The sequence below is a fragment of the Pseudomonas berkeleyensis genome, assembly GCF_014109765.1.
GTDB classification, from domain to species: domain Bacteria; phylum Pseudomonadota; class Gammaproteobacteria; order Pseudomonadales; family Pseudomonadaceae; genus Aquipseudomonas; species Aquipseudomonas berkeleyensis.
In genome coordinates this window covers 4,541,538-4,557,617 of record NZ_CP059139.1, presented here as the reverse complement: position 1 = coordinate 4,557,617, position 16,080 = coordinate 4,541,538, and the positions used below count along the sequence as shown (strand labels likewise).

At 61.8% G+C, this 16,080-nt stretch carries 12 protein-coding genes; 8 read left to right on the top strand and 4 right to left on the bottom strand.

The window, feature by feature from the left end; translation table 11 throughout:
• The first annotated feature begins 198 nt into the window (after window positions 1-198).
• The 5 genes from HS968_RS21080 (at window position 199) to HS968_RS21060 (ending at window position 9,094) form a co-directional block, all read left to right on the top strand.
• Window positions 199-2,730, top strand: coding sequence for a PepSY domain-containing protein (locus HS968_RS21080; RefSeq protein ID WP_182368548.1), 2,532 nt, complete (start codon window positions 199-201; stop codon window positions 2,728-2,730).
• A gap of 418 nt (window positions 2,731-3,148) precedes the next feature.
• Entirely contained in the window at window positions 3,149-4,312 is a 1,164-nt protein-coding gene (locus tag HS968_RS21075) for a type III PLP-dependent enzyme (RefSeq protein ID WP_106737075.1), read from the top strand.
• Between the two features lie 331 nt (window positions 4,313-4,643).
• A complete protein-coding gene (locus HS968_RS21070; RefSeq protein ID WP_182368547.1) occupies window positions 4,644-6,947 on the top strand; it encodes a TonB-dependent receptor in 2,304 nt (767 codons plus the stop codon).
• A 286-nt stretch (window positions 6,948-7,233) separates the two neighbouring features.
• Complete coding sequence (locus HS968_RS21065) at window positions 7,234-7,902, top strand: Fe2+-dependent dioxygenase (RefSeq protein ID WP_182368545.1); 669 nt, start codon at window positions 7,234-7,236, stop codon at window positions 7,900-7,902.
• 79 nt (window positions 7,903-7,981) lie between these two features.
• A complete protein-coding gene (locus tag HS968_RS21060; protein ID WP_182368544.1) occupies window positions 7,982-9,094 on the top strand; it encodes an alpha-hydroxy acid oxidase in 1,113 nt (370 codons plus the stop codon).
• Window positions 9,095-9,269: 175 nt separating this feature from the next.
• Here HS968_RS21060 and HS968_RS21055 read toward each other — a convergent pair whose 3' ends face one another.
• On the bottom strand, window positions 9,270-11,501 hold the full coding sequence (locus tag HS968_RS21055) for a TonB-dependent receptor domain-containing protein (RefSeq protein ID WP_182368543.1): 2,232 nt from the start codon (window positions 11,499-11,501) through the stop codon (window positions 9,270-9,272).
• Window positions 11,502-11,729: 228 nt separating this feature from the next.
• Between HS968_RS21055 and HS968_RS21050 the strand changes: the two genes are divergently transcribed.
• Window positions 11,730-12,473 carry a 5-oxoprolinase subunit PxpA gene (locus HS968_RS21050; RefSeq protein ID WP_182368542.1) on the top strand — a complete coding sequence of 248 codons (744 nt, stop codon included), beginning with the start codon at window positions 11,730-11,732 and terminating at the stop codon, window positions 12,471-12,473.
• Between the two features lie 4 nt (window positions 12,474-12,477).
• Here the strand turns inward: HS968_RS21050 and HS968_RS21045 are convergent, their stop codons facing one another.
• Window positions 12,478-12,768: a DUF2218 domain-containing protein gene (locus HS968_RS21045; protein ID WP_182368541.1), complete on the bottom strand. Its 291-nt coding sequence runs from the start codon at window positions 12,766-12,768 to the stop codon at window positions 12,478-12,480.
• Window positions 12,769-12,827: 59 nt separating this feature from the next.
• A complete protein-coding gene (locus HS968_RS21040) occupies window positions 12,828-13,469 on the bottom strand; it encodes an NAD(P)-dependent oxidoreductase (RefSeq protein WP_182368540.1) in 642 nt (213 codons plus the stop codon).
• A 99-nt stretch (window positions 13,470-13,568) separates the two neighbouring features.
• Here HS968_RS21040 and HS968_RS21035 point away from each other — a divergent pair, with 99 nt between their 5' ends.
• Both HS968_RS21035 and HS968_RS21030 read left to right on the top strand, forming a co-directional pair.
• Window positions 13,569-14,456 (top strand): LysR family transcriptional regulator, encoded by an 888-nt coding sequence (locus tag HS968_RS21035; protein WP_182368539.1) that lies wholly within the window; start codon window positions 13,569-13,571, stop codon window positions 14,454-14,456.
• A gap of 86 nt (window positions 14,457-14,542) precedes the next feature.
• Window positions 14,543-15,430, top strand: a complete 888-nt coding sequence (locus HS968_RS21030; RefSeq protein WP_182368538.1) for a PA4780 family RIO1-like protein kinase — start codon at window positions 14,543-14,545, stop codon at window positions 15,428-15,430.
• A gap of 99 nt (window positions 15,431-15,529) precedes the next feature.
• Here HS968_RS21030 and cueR read toward each other — a convergent pair whose 3' ends face one another.
• Complete coding sequence (gene cueR / locus HS968_RS21025) at window positions 15,530-15,967, bottom strand: Cu(I)-responsive transcriptional regulator (protein WP_182371666.1); 438 nt, start codon at window positions 15,965-15,967, stop codon at window positions 15,530-15,532.
• Between the last annotated feature and the right edge of the window lie 113 nt (window positions 15,968-16,080).

The window sequence follows — 16,080 nt, the reverse complement described above, 5'->3', positions numbered from 1 at the left end:
AACTGCCGATTATACCGATAACTGCATACTCTGGCCGAGGGGCGCTGATCGGCTTTGGGGCTGTCGCGGGGCCTGCTCGAGGTTGGCGCGCAGACGATTTGCAGATGCGTAAAAAACGCGTAAATGAATGGTTATGAAAATTATTCCCATATAGAGTAGCCGCCCGTCGCAGAGGGTCAGGGTAAGGGTGGCTCCGTCGTGTTCAAGAAAATCATCTTCCAGTTGCACTGGTTCTTCGGCATCAGCGCCGGGCTGGTGTTGGCCATCATGGGTATCACCGGCGCCCTTTATAGCTTCGAGGGTGAGATAACCCGTGCGTTGAACGCCGAGCGCTGGCAGATCCAGCCCAGCGCACAGGGGCACCTTACGCCGGGTGAACTGGCCTCGCGAATCGAGACTGCAACGGCTGATCGCGTTACCGGGTTGTGGGTCGATGGCCGGCATGACGGCCCCGGCATGGCCGTTCTCGCCCCGCCACCTGGCGAACGACGTGGGCCGCGTGTCGTGTTCGATCCCTACACCGGTGAAGTGCTGGCCGAACCGATTGGTCAGGACTTCTTCCACCTGATGCTGATGCTGCACCGCTTCCTGTCCATGGGCGAGGTCGGCAAGCAGATCACGGCTGCCAGCACCGTGGCGCTGCTGTTCTTCTGCCTGTCCGGTATCTACCTGCGCTGGCCGCGCAAGGCATTGAGCTGGCGCACCTGGTTGACCCTGGACTGGAAGAAGAAGGGCCGCAGCTTCAATTGGGATCTGCATGCCGTCGCCGGCACCTGGGCGTTGCTGTTCTATCTCTGCGCTGGGCTCACCGGATTGTATTGGTCGTACGACTGGTACCGCGAAGGCCTGACGCGCCTGCTGTCCGACACACCACCCGAGCAACGCGGGGAAGGGCGTGGCCAGGGTGGCCGCCAGGCACCCAGCGGTTCAGCGCCGGAGGTCGACTACGACGCCGTATGGCAAGGCATCCAGCAGGCTGCCGGGCCCAAGCTGATTGCCTGGAACCTGCGCCTGCCGCCCGTGGCCGGGCAGCCGGCGACAGTCTTCTACATGCTCGACGACGCCGACCATGTACGCGCGTTCAACCAGTTCCAGATCGATCCGAAGAGCGGCGAAGTCAGCCGTCATGAGCGCTACGCCGAGAAGAGCTTCAAGGCGCAGTTGCTGACCAGCGTCTACGCGCTGCATGTCGGCGAGTACTTCGGTATGCCGGGGCGCATCCTGATGATGCTGGCCACCGGGGTCATGCCGCTGTTCTTCATCACCGGCTGGCTGCTGTATCTGGATCGCCGTCGCAAGAAACGCGCGGTTCTGGCGGCTCGCGGGGCGCTCAAGGGGGACGATTCGGGCGAGGGCTGGCTGGTCGGTTTCGCCAGTCAGAGCGGCTTCGCCGAGCAACTGGCCTGGCAGAGTGCCGGGCAGTTGCAGGCTGCCGGTATCCCGGTTCGAGTCGAGCCGCTGGCGCGCCTCGATGCCGACAGCCTGAGCCGCACGCAGAAGGCGCTGTTCGTGGTCAGCACCTTTGGTGATGGCGAGGCGCCTGACACCGCGCAAGGCTTCGAGCGCAAGGTGCTCGCTGGTTCCGTGCCGCTCTCGCAACTGAACTACGCCGTGCTGGCGCTGGGCGATCGGCAGTACGAGCATTTCTGTGGCTTCGCCCGTCGCATCAACGACTGGCTGGGGTTGCAGGGGGCGCATCGCCTGTTCGACAGCGTCGAGGTCGATGGTGACGACCAGGCCGCGCTGCAACGCTGGCAACAGAATCTCAGCGAACTGACCGGTGCCGCGCCGATTCGCTTCGAGGAAGCGCCGTGGCAGAACTGGACGCTGACCGAGCGGCGCCTGCTCAACCCTGGCAGTCAGGGCGCTGCGGTGTTCTTCATCGGCCTGACTCCGCCTGCGCAGAGCACCTGGCAGGCTGGCGATATCCTGGAGATTCGTCCGCGCCATGCACCGGCGCGAGTGCAGGCCTGGTTGCAGCACTCCGGGTTCACGGGCAACGAGGCGGTGACATTGGACGGGCAGGCGAGCAATTTGCTGGAGGCGTTGGCCGAACGGCAGTTGCCGGACAGTTTCGCTCACCTGGTTGGCCTGCACGCCCAGGCGCTGGTCGATGCACTGGTGCCGTCGGGTTCACGCGAATATTCCATCGCCTCGGTCGCGGCCGACGGTGTGCTGCAACTGATCGTGCGTCAGGCCGTGCAGGCCAATGGCAGCCTGGGCCTGGGTTCCGGCTGGCTGACCGAGCACCTGCCCGAAGGCGGCCAACTGCTGGCACGTGTGCGGCGCAACAGTGGTTTCCACCTGCCGGATGACGATCGTCCGTTGATCCTGATCGGCAATGGCACAGGCCTGGCTGGCCTGCGTTCACTGTTGCGGGCGCGCACGCTGGCGGGGCAGAGGCGCAACTGGCTGCTGTTCGGCGAGCGCAACCGCGCCCAGGACTTCTTCTGTGGTGATGAGTTGCAAGCGGCGCTGAGTGCGGGCGATCTGCAGCACCTGGATCTGGCTTTCTCCCGCGACCAGGCCGAGAAGCGCTACGTGCAGGATCTGCTGCGCGAACAGCGTGAACGGTTGCATGCCTGGCTGGCCGATGGCGCCGCCATCTACGTCTGCGGCAGCTTGCAGGGCATGGCTGGTGGCGTCGATGCGGTGCTGCGCGAACTGCTTGGCGATGAGGTGGTACAGGAGCTGGTCGAGGAAGGACGTTACCGCCGCGACGTGTATTGATCGAGCGTGGTATTCGATGCGCTGCAACGGCGCTGAAACATGCCCGCGGCAAACTGCCTGAAAGCCCCGGCTGTTCAGCATTTCAGGACGTTTTGTGTGATATCCGGAACGAGATGAAATTAGGACTAATTTCCGGTTGATCTGAGGGGCGCATGGTCTTAAAGTCCGCGCCCGAACGTCCATGCTGGAAACGATCCATCCGGCTCAAGTACTGACGACGAGAGGTTGCCGGCCGGCTGATGGTCGGTACCGGTGATGCTCGGCGACATGCCTTGGGAAGTAGGCGAACCAAAGTGGGGAAACTGTCAGACGTTCAGGTCAGCGCGTGGCGCTGCCAGCCCCGACACGTGGCGGAACCTGTAAGCGGTTCTGCTGCCCGAATCAATGTGTTCCCGGTTTTGCCATTGGAGTCCCCAGCATGTCGATCAAGGTCGAAGACTACTACGCACCCGCCACTTTCCAACGCATGAAGGCATTTGCCGACCAGCACGAAACCCCGTTCGTGGTGATCGATCGGCAGATCATTGCCGATGCCTATGACCAACTGGGCAACTGCTTCCCGTTTGCCAAGATCTATTACGCGGTCAAGGCCAACCCGGCCACTGAGATCATCGAGCTGCTGCGTGACAAGGGCTCGAGCTTCGACATTGCCTCGATCTACGAGCTGGACAAGGTGATGGCCACCGGTGTCGGCCCGGAGCGCATCAGCTACGGCAACACCATCAAGAAATCCCGTGATATTCGTTACTTCTTCGAGAAGGGCGTGCGCCTGTTCGCCACCGACTCCGAGGCTGACCTGCGCAACATCGCCAAGGCGGCGCCGGGCTCGAAGATCTATGTGCGTATCCTCACCGAGGGTTCCACCAGCGCCGACTGGCCGCTGTCGCGCAAGTTCGGCTGCCAGCCGGACATGGCTCTGGATCTGCTGATCCTGGCCAAGCAACTGGGCCTGGTGCCTTACGGCATTTCTTTCCATGTTGGTTCGCAGCAGCGCGACATCGACGTGTGGGACGCGGCCATCGCCAAGGTCAAGGTGATCTTCGAGCGCCTGAAGGAAGAAGACGGCATCACCCTGAAGATGATCAACATGGGTGGCGGCTTCCCGGCCAACTACATCCAGCGTACCAATGACCTGGAAACCTACGCCGAGGAAATCACCCGCTTCCTCAAGGAAGACTTCGGTGACGAGCTGCCGGAAATCATCCTCGAGCCGGGTCGTTCGCTGATCGCCAACGCCGGTGTGCTGGTATCGGAAGTGGTACTGGTGGCGCGCAAGTCGCGTACCGCCGTCGAGCGCTGGGTGTATGCCGATGTGGGCAAGTTCAGCGGCCTGATCGAAACCATGGACGAAGCCATCAAGTTCCCGATCTGGACCGAGAAGAAGGGCGAGATGGAAGAGGTGGTGATCGCTGGCCCGACCTGCGACAGCGCCGACATCATGTACGAGAACTACAAGTACGGCCTGCCACTGAACCTGGCCAGCGGTGACCGCCTGTACTGGCTGTCCACCGGTGCCTACACCACCAGTTACAGTGCTGTGGAGTTCAATGGCTTCCCGCCGCTGAAGTCCTACTACCTGTAAGGCAGCCACAACCTGGGAGCTGTCGTGTGTAGGGTGCGCCGTGCGCACCGCCCGATAGCTGCCCCGTGGCCCTCTTTGAGCGTTGCGGGCTCGTCCCCCGGATGTTGCATGAAGAACGCCCACCTTGTGTGGGCGTTTTCATTTCTGGCGCCCGATTTCTATACGCCCTCCATAGTGATGGCCGAGTTGCCGCTCTAGAGCGCTTCGCTGGTTGCCAGGAGAGAGCGCTGACATTTTTGTTACAAAGAAGTTCATGTAAATCATTCGTAAAGATTGATTAAGACTAAGTCTCATTTACTATCGCGCGCAGTCTCAATCAGGAGTGATTCTCGTGAGCAAAAACGATAACAAGCGTGCCGCCCTCCCACCGCGTCGTCTGTTGGCTTCGGCTGTCAGTCTGGCCCTGTTGTCCGGCTTCGCCGTGGCCCAGGAGTCGTCAGTCGAACTGGATGACATCACCGTCCAGGGGCAACAGGACAAAGGCTTCAAGGTCGACAAGGCGTCCTCGCCGAAGCAGACCGCCGCCCTGCTCGATACGCCGCAGACGGTCAACATCATTCCAGAGACCCTGTTCCGTCAGCAGAACGCCCGGACATTGACCGATGTGCTGAAGAACACCCCCGGTATCAGCTTCGAGGCCGGGGAAAACGGTTTTGCTACCGGCACCAACAACTTCAGCCTGCGCGGTTTCAACACCAGTGGCAGCCTGTTCATCGACGGCGCCCGTGACAACGGCAGCTATACCCGTGATGTGTTCAACGTCGAACAGGTCGAGGTATTCAAGGGCCCGGCAGCCGACAATGGCCGCGGCGGTGCGGGTGGTTACGTCAATCAGGTGACCAAGACCCCGACTCTGGAAAGCTTCATTGCTGGTGGTGCCAGCTTCGGTTTCGACCAGTACGATTCCGAGCCGCGTCGGCGCGCCACCGTCGATACCAATCAGTTGATCAACGATCACGCGGCCTTTCGCCTCAACCTGCTAGTCGAGGACAGCGGTGTCGCAGGCCGTGAACATGCCGAGAAGAACAGCTGGGGCATCGCGCCGTCGGTCGCCTTCGGCCTGGGTACCGATACGCGTACCATCTTCGCCTACGAACACGTCGAGATGAACGACCGCCCGGATCTGGGCGTAGCCGGTGTGACCCTGCGTGACAAGCTCAAGGGCGCCAATACGCCGTTCGATCCGTCGGTGTGGTCGGCAGATCGCGACAAGTACTTCGGCCTCAAGTCCGACTTCGATGACACCACCAGCGATGCGCTGATGTTCCGTATCGAGCATGACCTAGCTTCGGGGGCGACGATCAGCAACCAGACCCGCTGGGCGCGTGTCGACCGCCAGGCGCGTTACACCCATGTGCTGGATGACGACAACAACGCCAATGCCGCGTTGGTCAACGTGCAGCGTCAGCAGTACGACCGCGTCAACACCTCGCTGAGCAACCTCACCAATTTTTCCACCCAGTTCAGCACCGGAGGTCTGCGTCATAACCTCTCGGCGGGCCTGGAGCTGAGCCGCGAGAAGTCCGAGTCGCTGGGCTTCGCGTCGCAGACGTTGCCGGGTCTGGTCGACGTGTTCGACCCGGACTGGGAGCGCAGCGTGCCGGCAGCACTGGCACCGCGTGATCGCACCAAAGTGGATGTGGATACAGCCGCGCTCTACGTCTACGACACCATCGAGATCAACCCGCAGTGGCAGCTGACCGGTGGTCTGCGCCTGGAGCAGTACGAGGCGAGCATCAGCAACAAACGCCTGGCCGGCGGTGCCGCACCGGGTGACGACTTCGACGACACCGAGCTGAGCCTCGGCGGCAAGCTGGGCGTGGTGTACAAGCCGCTGCCCAACGGCAGCGTCTACGCGGCCTACGGTGTATCCACTCAACCGCCGGGCTCGTACCTGTCCAACTCGGATATCTCGCGTACCGACCAGGGCCTGCCGGCGCTGATCAAGGGCGCCGATCCGGTGCGTGCGCACAACTACGAGATCGGCACCAAGTGGGACTTCTTCGACAGCCGCCTGTCCACCACAGCTGCGCTGTTCTACACGGTGAAGAAGAAGGTGGCGATCACCGGGCTGGACGTCGGCCAAACCGGCCCGGCCACGCTCAAGGGCTACGGCGAGCAGGTGGTCAAAGGCCTGGAGCTGGGGGCCAGCGGCAAGATCACCGAGAACTGGGATGTCTTCGCCGGCATCGTCTTCATGGACAGCGAGCGCAAGCACAGCGCCTACCTGGATGACGTCCGTCGTCGTGCCAATGGCGGCGACTACGGTACCGAACTGCGCACCGATGGCGATGAGCTGGCCTTCACACCCAAGGTATCCGGCAACCTGTGGACGACCTACCGTCTGCCGGTCGGCCTGACCCTCGGGCTGGGCGCGCAACATGTTGGCTCGTCCTACCTGGGGCGTCCGGATGACGTCGAGCGTATCGTTGCCAATGGTCGCTACGGTCGTGTGCCGAGCTACACCACCTTCGCTGCCATGGCCAGCTACGAGGTCAATGCCAATGTGGATGTCAGCCTGAACGTCGACAACCTCACCAACGAGGAGTACGTCAGTTCGGCCAACTGGCAGGGCCGTCGTGCACTGCTGGGTGACCCGCGTACCTTCACGCTGAGCACCAACTTCCGCTTCTAAGTGGAATCGAGTGCACAAGCGCCCCGGCTGTAAGGCAGCCGGGGCGTTTTCATTCACCTGTTGCCTGGCTCGCCCGAAGCGTTCGAGGCATTGTCGGGTGGGCTTTAACCATCGACCGCCTGGGTTTAATCGAAACACGAAACTGCCGACCCGGCTTGGCTTTGTGTGTAACGTCCGTTATTCGGTGTTGCGTTGTTGGCAGTGAGTGCATCTCGGGCTTCTGTCCGAGCGCCACGGCCCTTTAGAATCATTCGCAACGGCGACTGGCCCTGGAGAACCCCTGAATATGATGCTGAGCATTCCCGACGTGCTGAGCGCCGAACAACTGCAGCAGTGCCGCACGGCGCTGGAGAGCGGCAACTGGCAGGATGGCCGGCTAACGGCCGGACATCAGGCAGTGAACGTCAAGGCTAATCAGCAACTGGCTCAGGATGATCCTCTGACCCAGCAACTGGGGGATTTCATTCTTGCGCGCTTGGCCCAGCACCCGCGTTTCATGGCCGCAGCGTTACCCCTGAAAGTAGTGCCGCCGCGCTTCAACCGTTACACCGGGGGCGGCACTTACGGTGACCATATCGACAACGCCGTATTCAGCGTGCCAGGCACGCCGCATCGGATTCGTGCTGATCTCTCGGCCACCTTGTTCTTCAGCGAGCCGGATGAGTACGAAGGTGGCGAACTGGTGGTGCAGGACACACGCATCAAATTGCCCGCCGGGCACCTGATCCTTTATTCCAGCGGCAGTCTGCATCGGGTCGAACCGGTGACCCGCGGTGCACGTCTGGCTTCGTTTTTCTGGGTGCAGAGCCTGGTGCGCCAGGATGACCAGCGTGGCGTGTTGCTGGAACTCGATGACAGCATCCAGGCGCTGCGTCAGCAGGTGCCGGATAGTCCTGAGCTGGTACGCCTGACCGGGATCTACCACAACCTGCTGCGGCAATGGTCGCAGACCTGAGTGCTTGCCTTGTGGCCCTGTACGAGCCGGGGCATGAATTCAACGATACCTCCCACGCACCAACGCGCCGAGAAATGCCATGCCCTTGCCCACGCTGCAGCAGATTCCGTCGACCATCGCTGCCGTCGCCGACTACGAGCCTTATGCCCGTGAGCGTATGAGCGAGCAGGCCTGGGCCTACCTCGCCGGTGGCGCTGCCGATGAGCTGACCCTGGCGGACAACCGGGCGGCATTCGAGCGTCTGCGTCTGCGCGGCCGGGTGCTGCAGGATCTCAGTGGTGGCAACACGCGCCTGCGCCTGTTCGGTCAGGACTTCGCTCATCCGATCTTTCTCGCCCCTGTGGCCTATCAGCAGCTCGCCCATCCCGAGGGCGAACTGGCCAGCGTCCTGGCCGCCTCTGCGCTGGGGGCCGGGATGGTGGTCAGCACCCAGGCCAGCGTCGAGTTGGAGGCCATCGCCGCGCAGGCCCAGTCGACGTTGTGGTTCCAGCTGTATATCCAGCCTGATCGTGATTTCACGGTCGAGCTGATCCGTCGCGCGGAGCGTGCGGGCTATCAGGCACTTGTGCTGACGGTGGACGCGCCGGTCAACGGCGTGCGCAACCGCGAGCAACGCGCGGGCTTTGCCCTGCCTGCGGGTATCGAGGCGGTCAACTTGCGGGGCATGCGGCCGTTGCAGGCCCAGGCTGACCCACAGAGCCGCAGCCTGCTGCTGGGTGGCCCGCTATTGGCCGCAGCGCCGACCTGGGCCGACCTGGCTTGGCTGCGTGCACAGACGCGCTTGCCGATCCTGCTCAAGGGCATCATGAGTGGCGTTGACGCCGAGCAAGCTCTGGCAGCGGGGATGGATGGCGTGATCGTTTCCAACCATGGCGGTCGCACCCTGGATGGCATGCCGGCAACCATCGATGTGCTGCCAGAAGTGGCCGCGGCAGTGCAGGGGAGGGTGCCGTTGTTACTCGATGGCGGCATTCGTCGGGGCAGCGACATTCTCAAGGCGCTGGCTTTGGGCGCGGATGCGGTGTTGGTCGGTAGGCCCTATGTGTTTGCTCTGGCTGCTGCGGGAGCCGTCGGTGTCGCGCATGTACTGCAACTGCTGCGCGCCGAACTGGAAGTGGCCATGGCCCTGACCGGATGCGCCGATCTGGCCAGCATCGGCCCGGATGTGATCTGGCGGCCTGTGGTTCGCTAGAGAGCCGTTATCTCGCATGGCCAATATCCGCGCTTTGTCGAGTCGGCTATGGCTGACGATGCGATGACCTGTCGCTTATGCGTGCAGTGACGCGGAGTCCCACCTGCAAGGTCGGCAGGCGCTAGAAAGCAGAACGCCAGCCCGAAGGCTGGCGTTTTGTATTAGCTACGTCGGATCAGAATTCGATGACCGTGGATAGCCAGAGACGGCGACCTTCCTCGATGGTACCGGTGGTCGACTGCCCGATCTGTGTGTAGTCGGAAGCCCAGCCAGTGGTGCCTGTGTTGGTGGTGTAGTAGCTGCCGCTGGTGAAGTCCTTGTCGAACAGGTTGTAGATCGTGGCGCTGAGCGTCACGTTCTTCGAGGCCTTGAACGAGCCACCAAGGTGGAAGACTTCATAGGCTTTCAGATCGCCGGCTGCGTCATACAAGGCCCTGTTGGCAGCCGTCAGATTCTCATAGCGGTCGGTGAAGCGGGAACGCTCACCGCGGTACTCACCCTTGAACCACAGCGTGAGGCGATCGTTGGCAGCCCAACTCAGGCGTGCATGGGCCATGTGCTCCGGGGTATTGGTCAGTGGGGCACCCTTGTTGATACCGCTCTTCTGCTCGCTGTCGGTATATGTGTAGTTGAGAGCCAGTGCCCAGGCCGGAGCGAATTCCCAGCGCCCTGCGACTTCCACACCCTTGGTGACGGCTTCGCCGATGTTCACGCTTTGGGCAAAGTTCTCCTGAGTGAAGCCCGAGCCATAGCTGACGCAGCCCGGCTGGTTCGGATTCGCTGTGTAGAAACAGTTGGCCAGCGGCGTGCCGTCGTCGATCTTGTCCTTGAACTTGTTATGGAACAGGGTGACGTTGGCATTGAAGTCTGTGAGGTTGTCGTAATACGCGCCAATCTCGGTATTAGTGGTGATTTCCGGATCGAGATCCGGGCTGCCGATGGTGATGGTCGCGCCTTGGCCAGTCACGCCATTGATGCCATCGTGCAGCTGGTTGAGCGTCGGGGTCTTGTAGCCGCGGCTCACACCGCCCTTGAGTGTCCAGGTGTCGGTGGTGTTCCAGACCAGGTAGGCACGTGGGCTTACATGTCCGCCGAAGGCTTCATGATCCTCGTAGCGAGCGCCCAGCGTCAGTGCCAGGTCGTCACGCAGACGCCACTCGTCTTCTGCGAAAAGCGCCCAAGAGGTTTGTTGGAAGTCTTCATCGGCGATGCCATCGGTAACCTTGGCGTCCCACCACTGAGCACCGACGGTCGCGATGTGCGACTCACCCAGCGGAGCGATGAATTTGGTGTCGACGATCAGATCGGTGGACTTCAGCTTGCGATCATCGCCAATCACGATAGAGGGGAAACCGGTATAGGCATTGCCGATTGGCGTACCTGGAATGGTACGGCCGAAGGTTTCCGTGGTGTTGTGAGTGATGCTGCTTTCCAGGGTGCCCAGGCTGAAACGCCCGGTGTGGCTGAGAGCGAATTGATCGCGTTCGAAGCGCAGCTCGTCCTTGTAGCCATTGGCCCGCAGCGGCGCGTTGGTGGTACAGCCATCGGTGGCACTGCCGCCATTCTTGCCATCGAGGTTGCCGAGTTGGCAGTCGTCGTTGTTATAGACCTGGCGGCCGCGCTCGAAGTCCAGCGCAAAATCATGATCTTCGTTCGGCGTCAGGGTCAGACGGGTGCCGAAGGTGGTATTGCGTCCTTCGACCGGCGATGCACCGCGCTTGCTGACAGTGCTGTCGTTGTCGAACTGCAGATCCGATTCACCCCGGTCATACAGGCTGCCGCGCACCGCCAGTCCCAGCAAGCCTTCGATCAGTGGGCCGCTGGCGTAGAGGCTGGTGCTGCTGGCTTCGCCGTAGTCGCGGTCCTCCTGGAAGGTGTGATCCAGGCTCAGGCTCGCCCCCCATTCCTTGGCTACCTTGCGGGTGATGATGTTGACTACGCCGCCCATGGCATCAGAACCATACAGGGTCGACATCGGACCGCGGATCACCTCGATCCGTTCGATGGCCGACATGGGGGGCATGAAGCTGGTCGCGGTCTCGTTGAAGCCGTTGGGGGTCACGTTACCCGCAGTATTCTGGCGGCGACCGTCGATCAGGATCAGGGTGTAGTCGCTGGGCAACCCCCGGATGCTGATATTCAGGCCACCGGTCTTACCGGTGCCCTGGCGTACATCGATACCTTCCACGTCTTCCAGTGCTTGGCCCAGGTTGCTGTAGCGCTTCTGCTGCAGTTCCTCACGGCTGATTACGCTGATGCTAGCGGGGGCTTCGGTGATCTTCTGCTCGAAGCCGGAGGCACTGACAACCACGTCGCCGAGGGCGATGGGCTCGTTGGCCTGGGCGCCAAAACTGGCGGCCAAGGCAATGGCGCTAGCCAAGGCGGTGCGGGAATTGAGGGCGGACATCGATCTACTCCTGGCGGTAAGAGGGTGCAGTCGGAACGGTTGCGAACGGCCGGGATGATAGTGATTTGCATATAAGGTTCAATTGCGGATGATATTGAAACCTGTGCCATATGGCTGGAGAGCCCGCAGTGACTGGGCTGCAGGTAGGTGTAAATTTTGTAAATGCGATTAATTCTCGAATGTGAGTAGAGCTTTGCGGATGCTTGCCGGGCGCTCTAAGCTGCCGGCATGAACCGTATTCTTCTCAACTGCGACATGGGCGAAGGCTTTGGTGCCTGGCGCATGGGCGATGATGAACTGGCCATGCCGCTGATCGATCAGGCCAACCTGGCCTGTGGTTTCCATGCGGGTGACCCGCTGATCATGGCGCGTAGCGTCGAGCTGGCCGTAGCGCACGGCGTGAGCGTGGGCGCGCATCCCTCCTATCCCGATTTGCAAGGTTTCGGCAGGCGCCATCTGCAGTGTTCGCCGGAGGAGGTTCGCGCTCTGGTGCTGTACCAGATAGGCGCTCTGGATGCCTTCTGTCGTTCAGCCGGCTGCCAACTGGCATACGTCAAACCGCACGGTGCGCTGTATAACGATCTGGTGCGTGACGATGCGCTACTGCGAGCGGTGCTCGATGCTTGTGCGAGTTACCGCAAGGGGCTGCCGCTGATGGTGTTGGCGCTTGCTGACAATGATCGGGAACTGCGCCTGGCCGATGAGGCCGATGTTCCGCTGATGTTCGAGGCCTTCGCGGATCGGGCCTATCTGGCCGATGGGCAACTGGCTCCGCGCCGGCTCAGTGCCGCAGTGCACCAGGATCCTGAGCGTATCCTGAGTCAGGCGTTGGCCATCGCCAGTGGCGAAGCCTTCGATGATATCGATGGCAAGCCACTGCTCCTGCGAGCTGACAGCCTTTGCGTGCATGGCGACAACCCCGAGTCGTTAGCGGTGTTGCGCCGTTTGCGTGCCCGCCTGGATGCGCTCTGAACGCCTAATCAGGCTGCCAGTCCAGGGTCAGTTCTTCCTGCCAGGCGAAGCGTTCGAAGTGGCTGCCGACAACGCCCTGCAGACGTTGCAGGTCATCGCTGCTTGCACTTTCCACCTGCAGACGCAGTCCCTGACTTTCTGCCTTCAAGGTGGCCAGGCCAGAGGTGAACTCGATACGCCCCTGCTGTTCGTCGAAGCTGACCGGAATCTTGTGCGCGAAGTGCTTGCACAGTCGGCTGATGTAGCGAGCCGGGGTATCGGTAGCGACGAAGGCGCTGCTGCTGAATGTACGCATGGGAGTTCCTTTTTCGTGTGATTCACGCCAAGCCCTACCGCAGTAGGGCGCGGCAAGGCTCAGTAAGCCAGGGTGAAGCGTTGACGGATATGTTGTGGCTGCTCTGCTTCGTCGATCAGCGCCACGGCCAGGTCGGCAACCGAGATACTGCCGGGCTCATCGCCATTCATCAGCAACTCGTCCTGGCCGAGGCGAAACTTGCCGGTGCGTGGGCCCGGAACCAGCAGGGCCGCTGGCGAGAGAAAAGTCCATTCCAGCTCTTGCTCGCCGCGCAGGATTTCCAGCGCCTGGCGCGCGCCTTCGGCGCCTTCCTTGTACTCGGCTGGAAAGTCCGGCGTATCGATCAATTGCACGCCGGGGGCAACGTACAGACTGCCGGCGCCACCGACCACCAGCAGGCGCTTGACGCCGGCCAGCTTGCTGGCGGCAATGATCGCCCGGCTGCCGGCGATGAACTGCTCGCGAATATCCGCAATACCCCAGCCAGGGTTGAAGGCGCTAATAACCACGTCATGTCCACGTAGCTGTTCGGCCAGCGCTACGCTGTCGTGCACGTCTGCCTGCACGGCAGTCAACTGAGGGTGTGCGATCAGTTTTTGCGGGTGGCGTACCAGTGCCGTGACCTGATGGCCGCGGTTCAGTGCTTCCTGCAGCAATGGCGCGCCGACATAGCCAGTGGCGCCGATCAGAGCGATCTTCATGGGGAAACCTCTAATAGTGACGGTGTACACATCATTGCTGCTGGATAAACACGAGAAAAAGTGGCCTTATGCACTTGAATAATTAAGTAGAGCTTCATAATGGAACAGCTCAAGCGCATGGCGCTGTTCGCCACGGTGGTTGCAAAGGGGTCGATGGTCGGTGCTGCCGAAGCGCTGGACATGACGGCTTCCGCCGTCAGCCAGCAGATCCGTCGACTGGAGGAGGCCACGGGCGTCACGTTGCTGCACCGCACGACGCGCAAGCTGACCCTGACCGAGGCGGGGGCGACTTTTTACGAGAGCTGCCGACAGATCGTCGAGTTGGCGCAGCAGGCCGAGCAGCGTCTGGCCGAGCAGCGCGATGCACCGGTGGGGGAGTTGCGTGTCGCCGCGCCGGTCGGATTTTCCGGGCCACTGCTGTGCGAGGCGTTGGCGCCGCTGCTCAGCGCTCATCCAGGGCTGAGTCTGAGCCTGTTCTTTCAGGATGAGCAGATCGATCTGATCGAATCACGCATCGACCTCGCCATTCGCGTCGGCCGTCAGGAGGACTCCGGCCTGGTCGCCCGTTACGTGGCGGATTGGCGGATGTTGTTATGCGCTGCTCCGGCCTATCTGGCACGTGCCGGCTGGCCCAGCGAGCCGCAGCAACTGCTGAAACTGGACTGGATCGGCCTGCACCTCGAGCGCAGCCAGCATCTGACGCTGCATGGCCCTGCCGGGGCGCAGCAACGCCTGCGTCTGGAGACGCGCATCAGCTGCAACAACATTCTTGCGGCGCGCCAGTTCACTCTGGCGGGTATGGGCGTGTCGTTGCAGCCTGAGCCGGAAGTCCGTGATCTGTTGGCCAGCGGTGAGCTGCTGCCGTTGCTGCCGGACTGGCAACTGGAACCGATCGGCCTGCATATCGTGACGCCGCGGCGCGATGCGCAACCGGCAAAGGTGCGCTACGCCATCGAGGCGCTCAGGCGTCATCTGGTCAGTGCATGACGATCAACAGTCGGCATCCGCCTCAGGCTGTGCGACGATGGGCCGCAATTATTCTCTCGGCCAGAAAGGACCCGTGATCCACACCGATGAAGACGCCCAAACGTATTGAACCCCTGGTCGAGGACGGCCTGGTGGACGAGGTGCTGCGGCCGCTGATGAGCGGCAAGGAAGCAGCGGTCTATGTGGTGCGCTGCGGCGACGAGCTGCGTTGCGCCAAGGTCTACAAGGAGGCCAACAAACGTAGTTTCCGCCAGGCGTCCGAGTATCAGGAAGGGCGCAAGGTGCGCGGTAGCCGTCAGGCTCGCGCCATGGCCAAGGGCAGCAAGTACGGCCGCAAGGAACAGGAGCAGGCCTGGCAGAATGCCGAAGTCGCCGCACTGTTCCGCTTGGCGAGCGCTGGCGTGCGAGTGCCCAAACCCTATGACTTTCTCGATGGCGTATTGCTGATGGAACTGGTGGGTGACGGTGAGGGTGACGTTGCGCCACGGCTCAATGACGTCGACCTGCACCCGGATGACGCGCGTGAGTTCCACGCCTTCATGATCCAGGAAATCGTCAAGATGCTCTGCGCCGGCCTGGTGCATGGTGACCTGTCCGAGTTCAACGTGCTGCTCGGCCCTGAAGGCCCAGTGATCATCGATCTGCCACAAGCCGTGGATGCGGCTGCCAACAACCACGCATTCAGCATGCTCGAGCGGGATGTGCGCAACATGGCCGAGTACTTCGGTCAATTTGCACCCGAATTGAGGTTCACCAAATACGCCAAGGAAATGTGGGCGCTCTACGAGGCCGGCAAACTGCTGCCGGATACGCAGTTGACCGGTGAGTTCGCCGAGCCTGAAGACGCCGCCGATATCGACGCGGTGATGCGCGAGATCAAGGCCGCGCTGGCCGAGGAAGCGAAGAAGCAGGCCCTGCTCAACGCCGAAGACGAACCCAAGGACGCCGAACCGATCCCGCCCTGGATGCGCTGATCAGGTATTTGCCGAGGGCTCCGATCCGTAGGGTGCACTGTGCGCACCTGTGAACGGTGAAATCCGGGGATGCGTTTGCATCCCCGGATTGCATCCGGGCTACGGGGTGTCTTTACTGCGATGCGAACACATCGGCTCGCCGCAGCCTACACCCTGTTCAAGCCCTTTCAGGATCGGACAGTCCGGCCGGTTGTCACCCTGACAACTGGCCGCCAGCTCCACCAACGTATCGCGCAGCGCACTCATCTCGGCGATCTTGCGTTCTAACTCGGCGATATGCCCCTCGGCCAGCGCCTTCACATCGGCACTGGCGCGCTGCTTGTCCTGCCACAAGGCCAGCAGCTTGCCGACCTCTTCCAGAGAAAACCCCAGATCCCGCGCCCGCTTGATAAAGGCCAGGCGGTGCAGATCGCCCGCGCTGTACTGCCGATAGCCACTCTCCGAGCGTCCAGCATGGGGCAGCAGGTTGATGGACTCATAGTAGCGAATCATCTTGGCGCTAAGGCCGGTGTGTTTGGCGGCTTGGCCGATGTTCATGGTGACGGTCTCGGTCATCAGAAAGCGGCATTAGCATAGCGCAGGCTTTATCGAGAAAAGAGGAGTGGCGCCATCTAACCAGCAGTTAATGGTTGAGGAGTAAGAATGCTCAG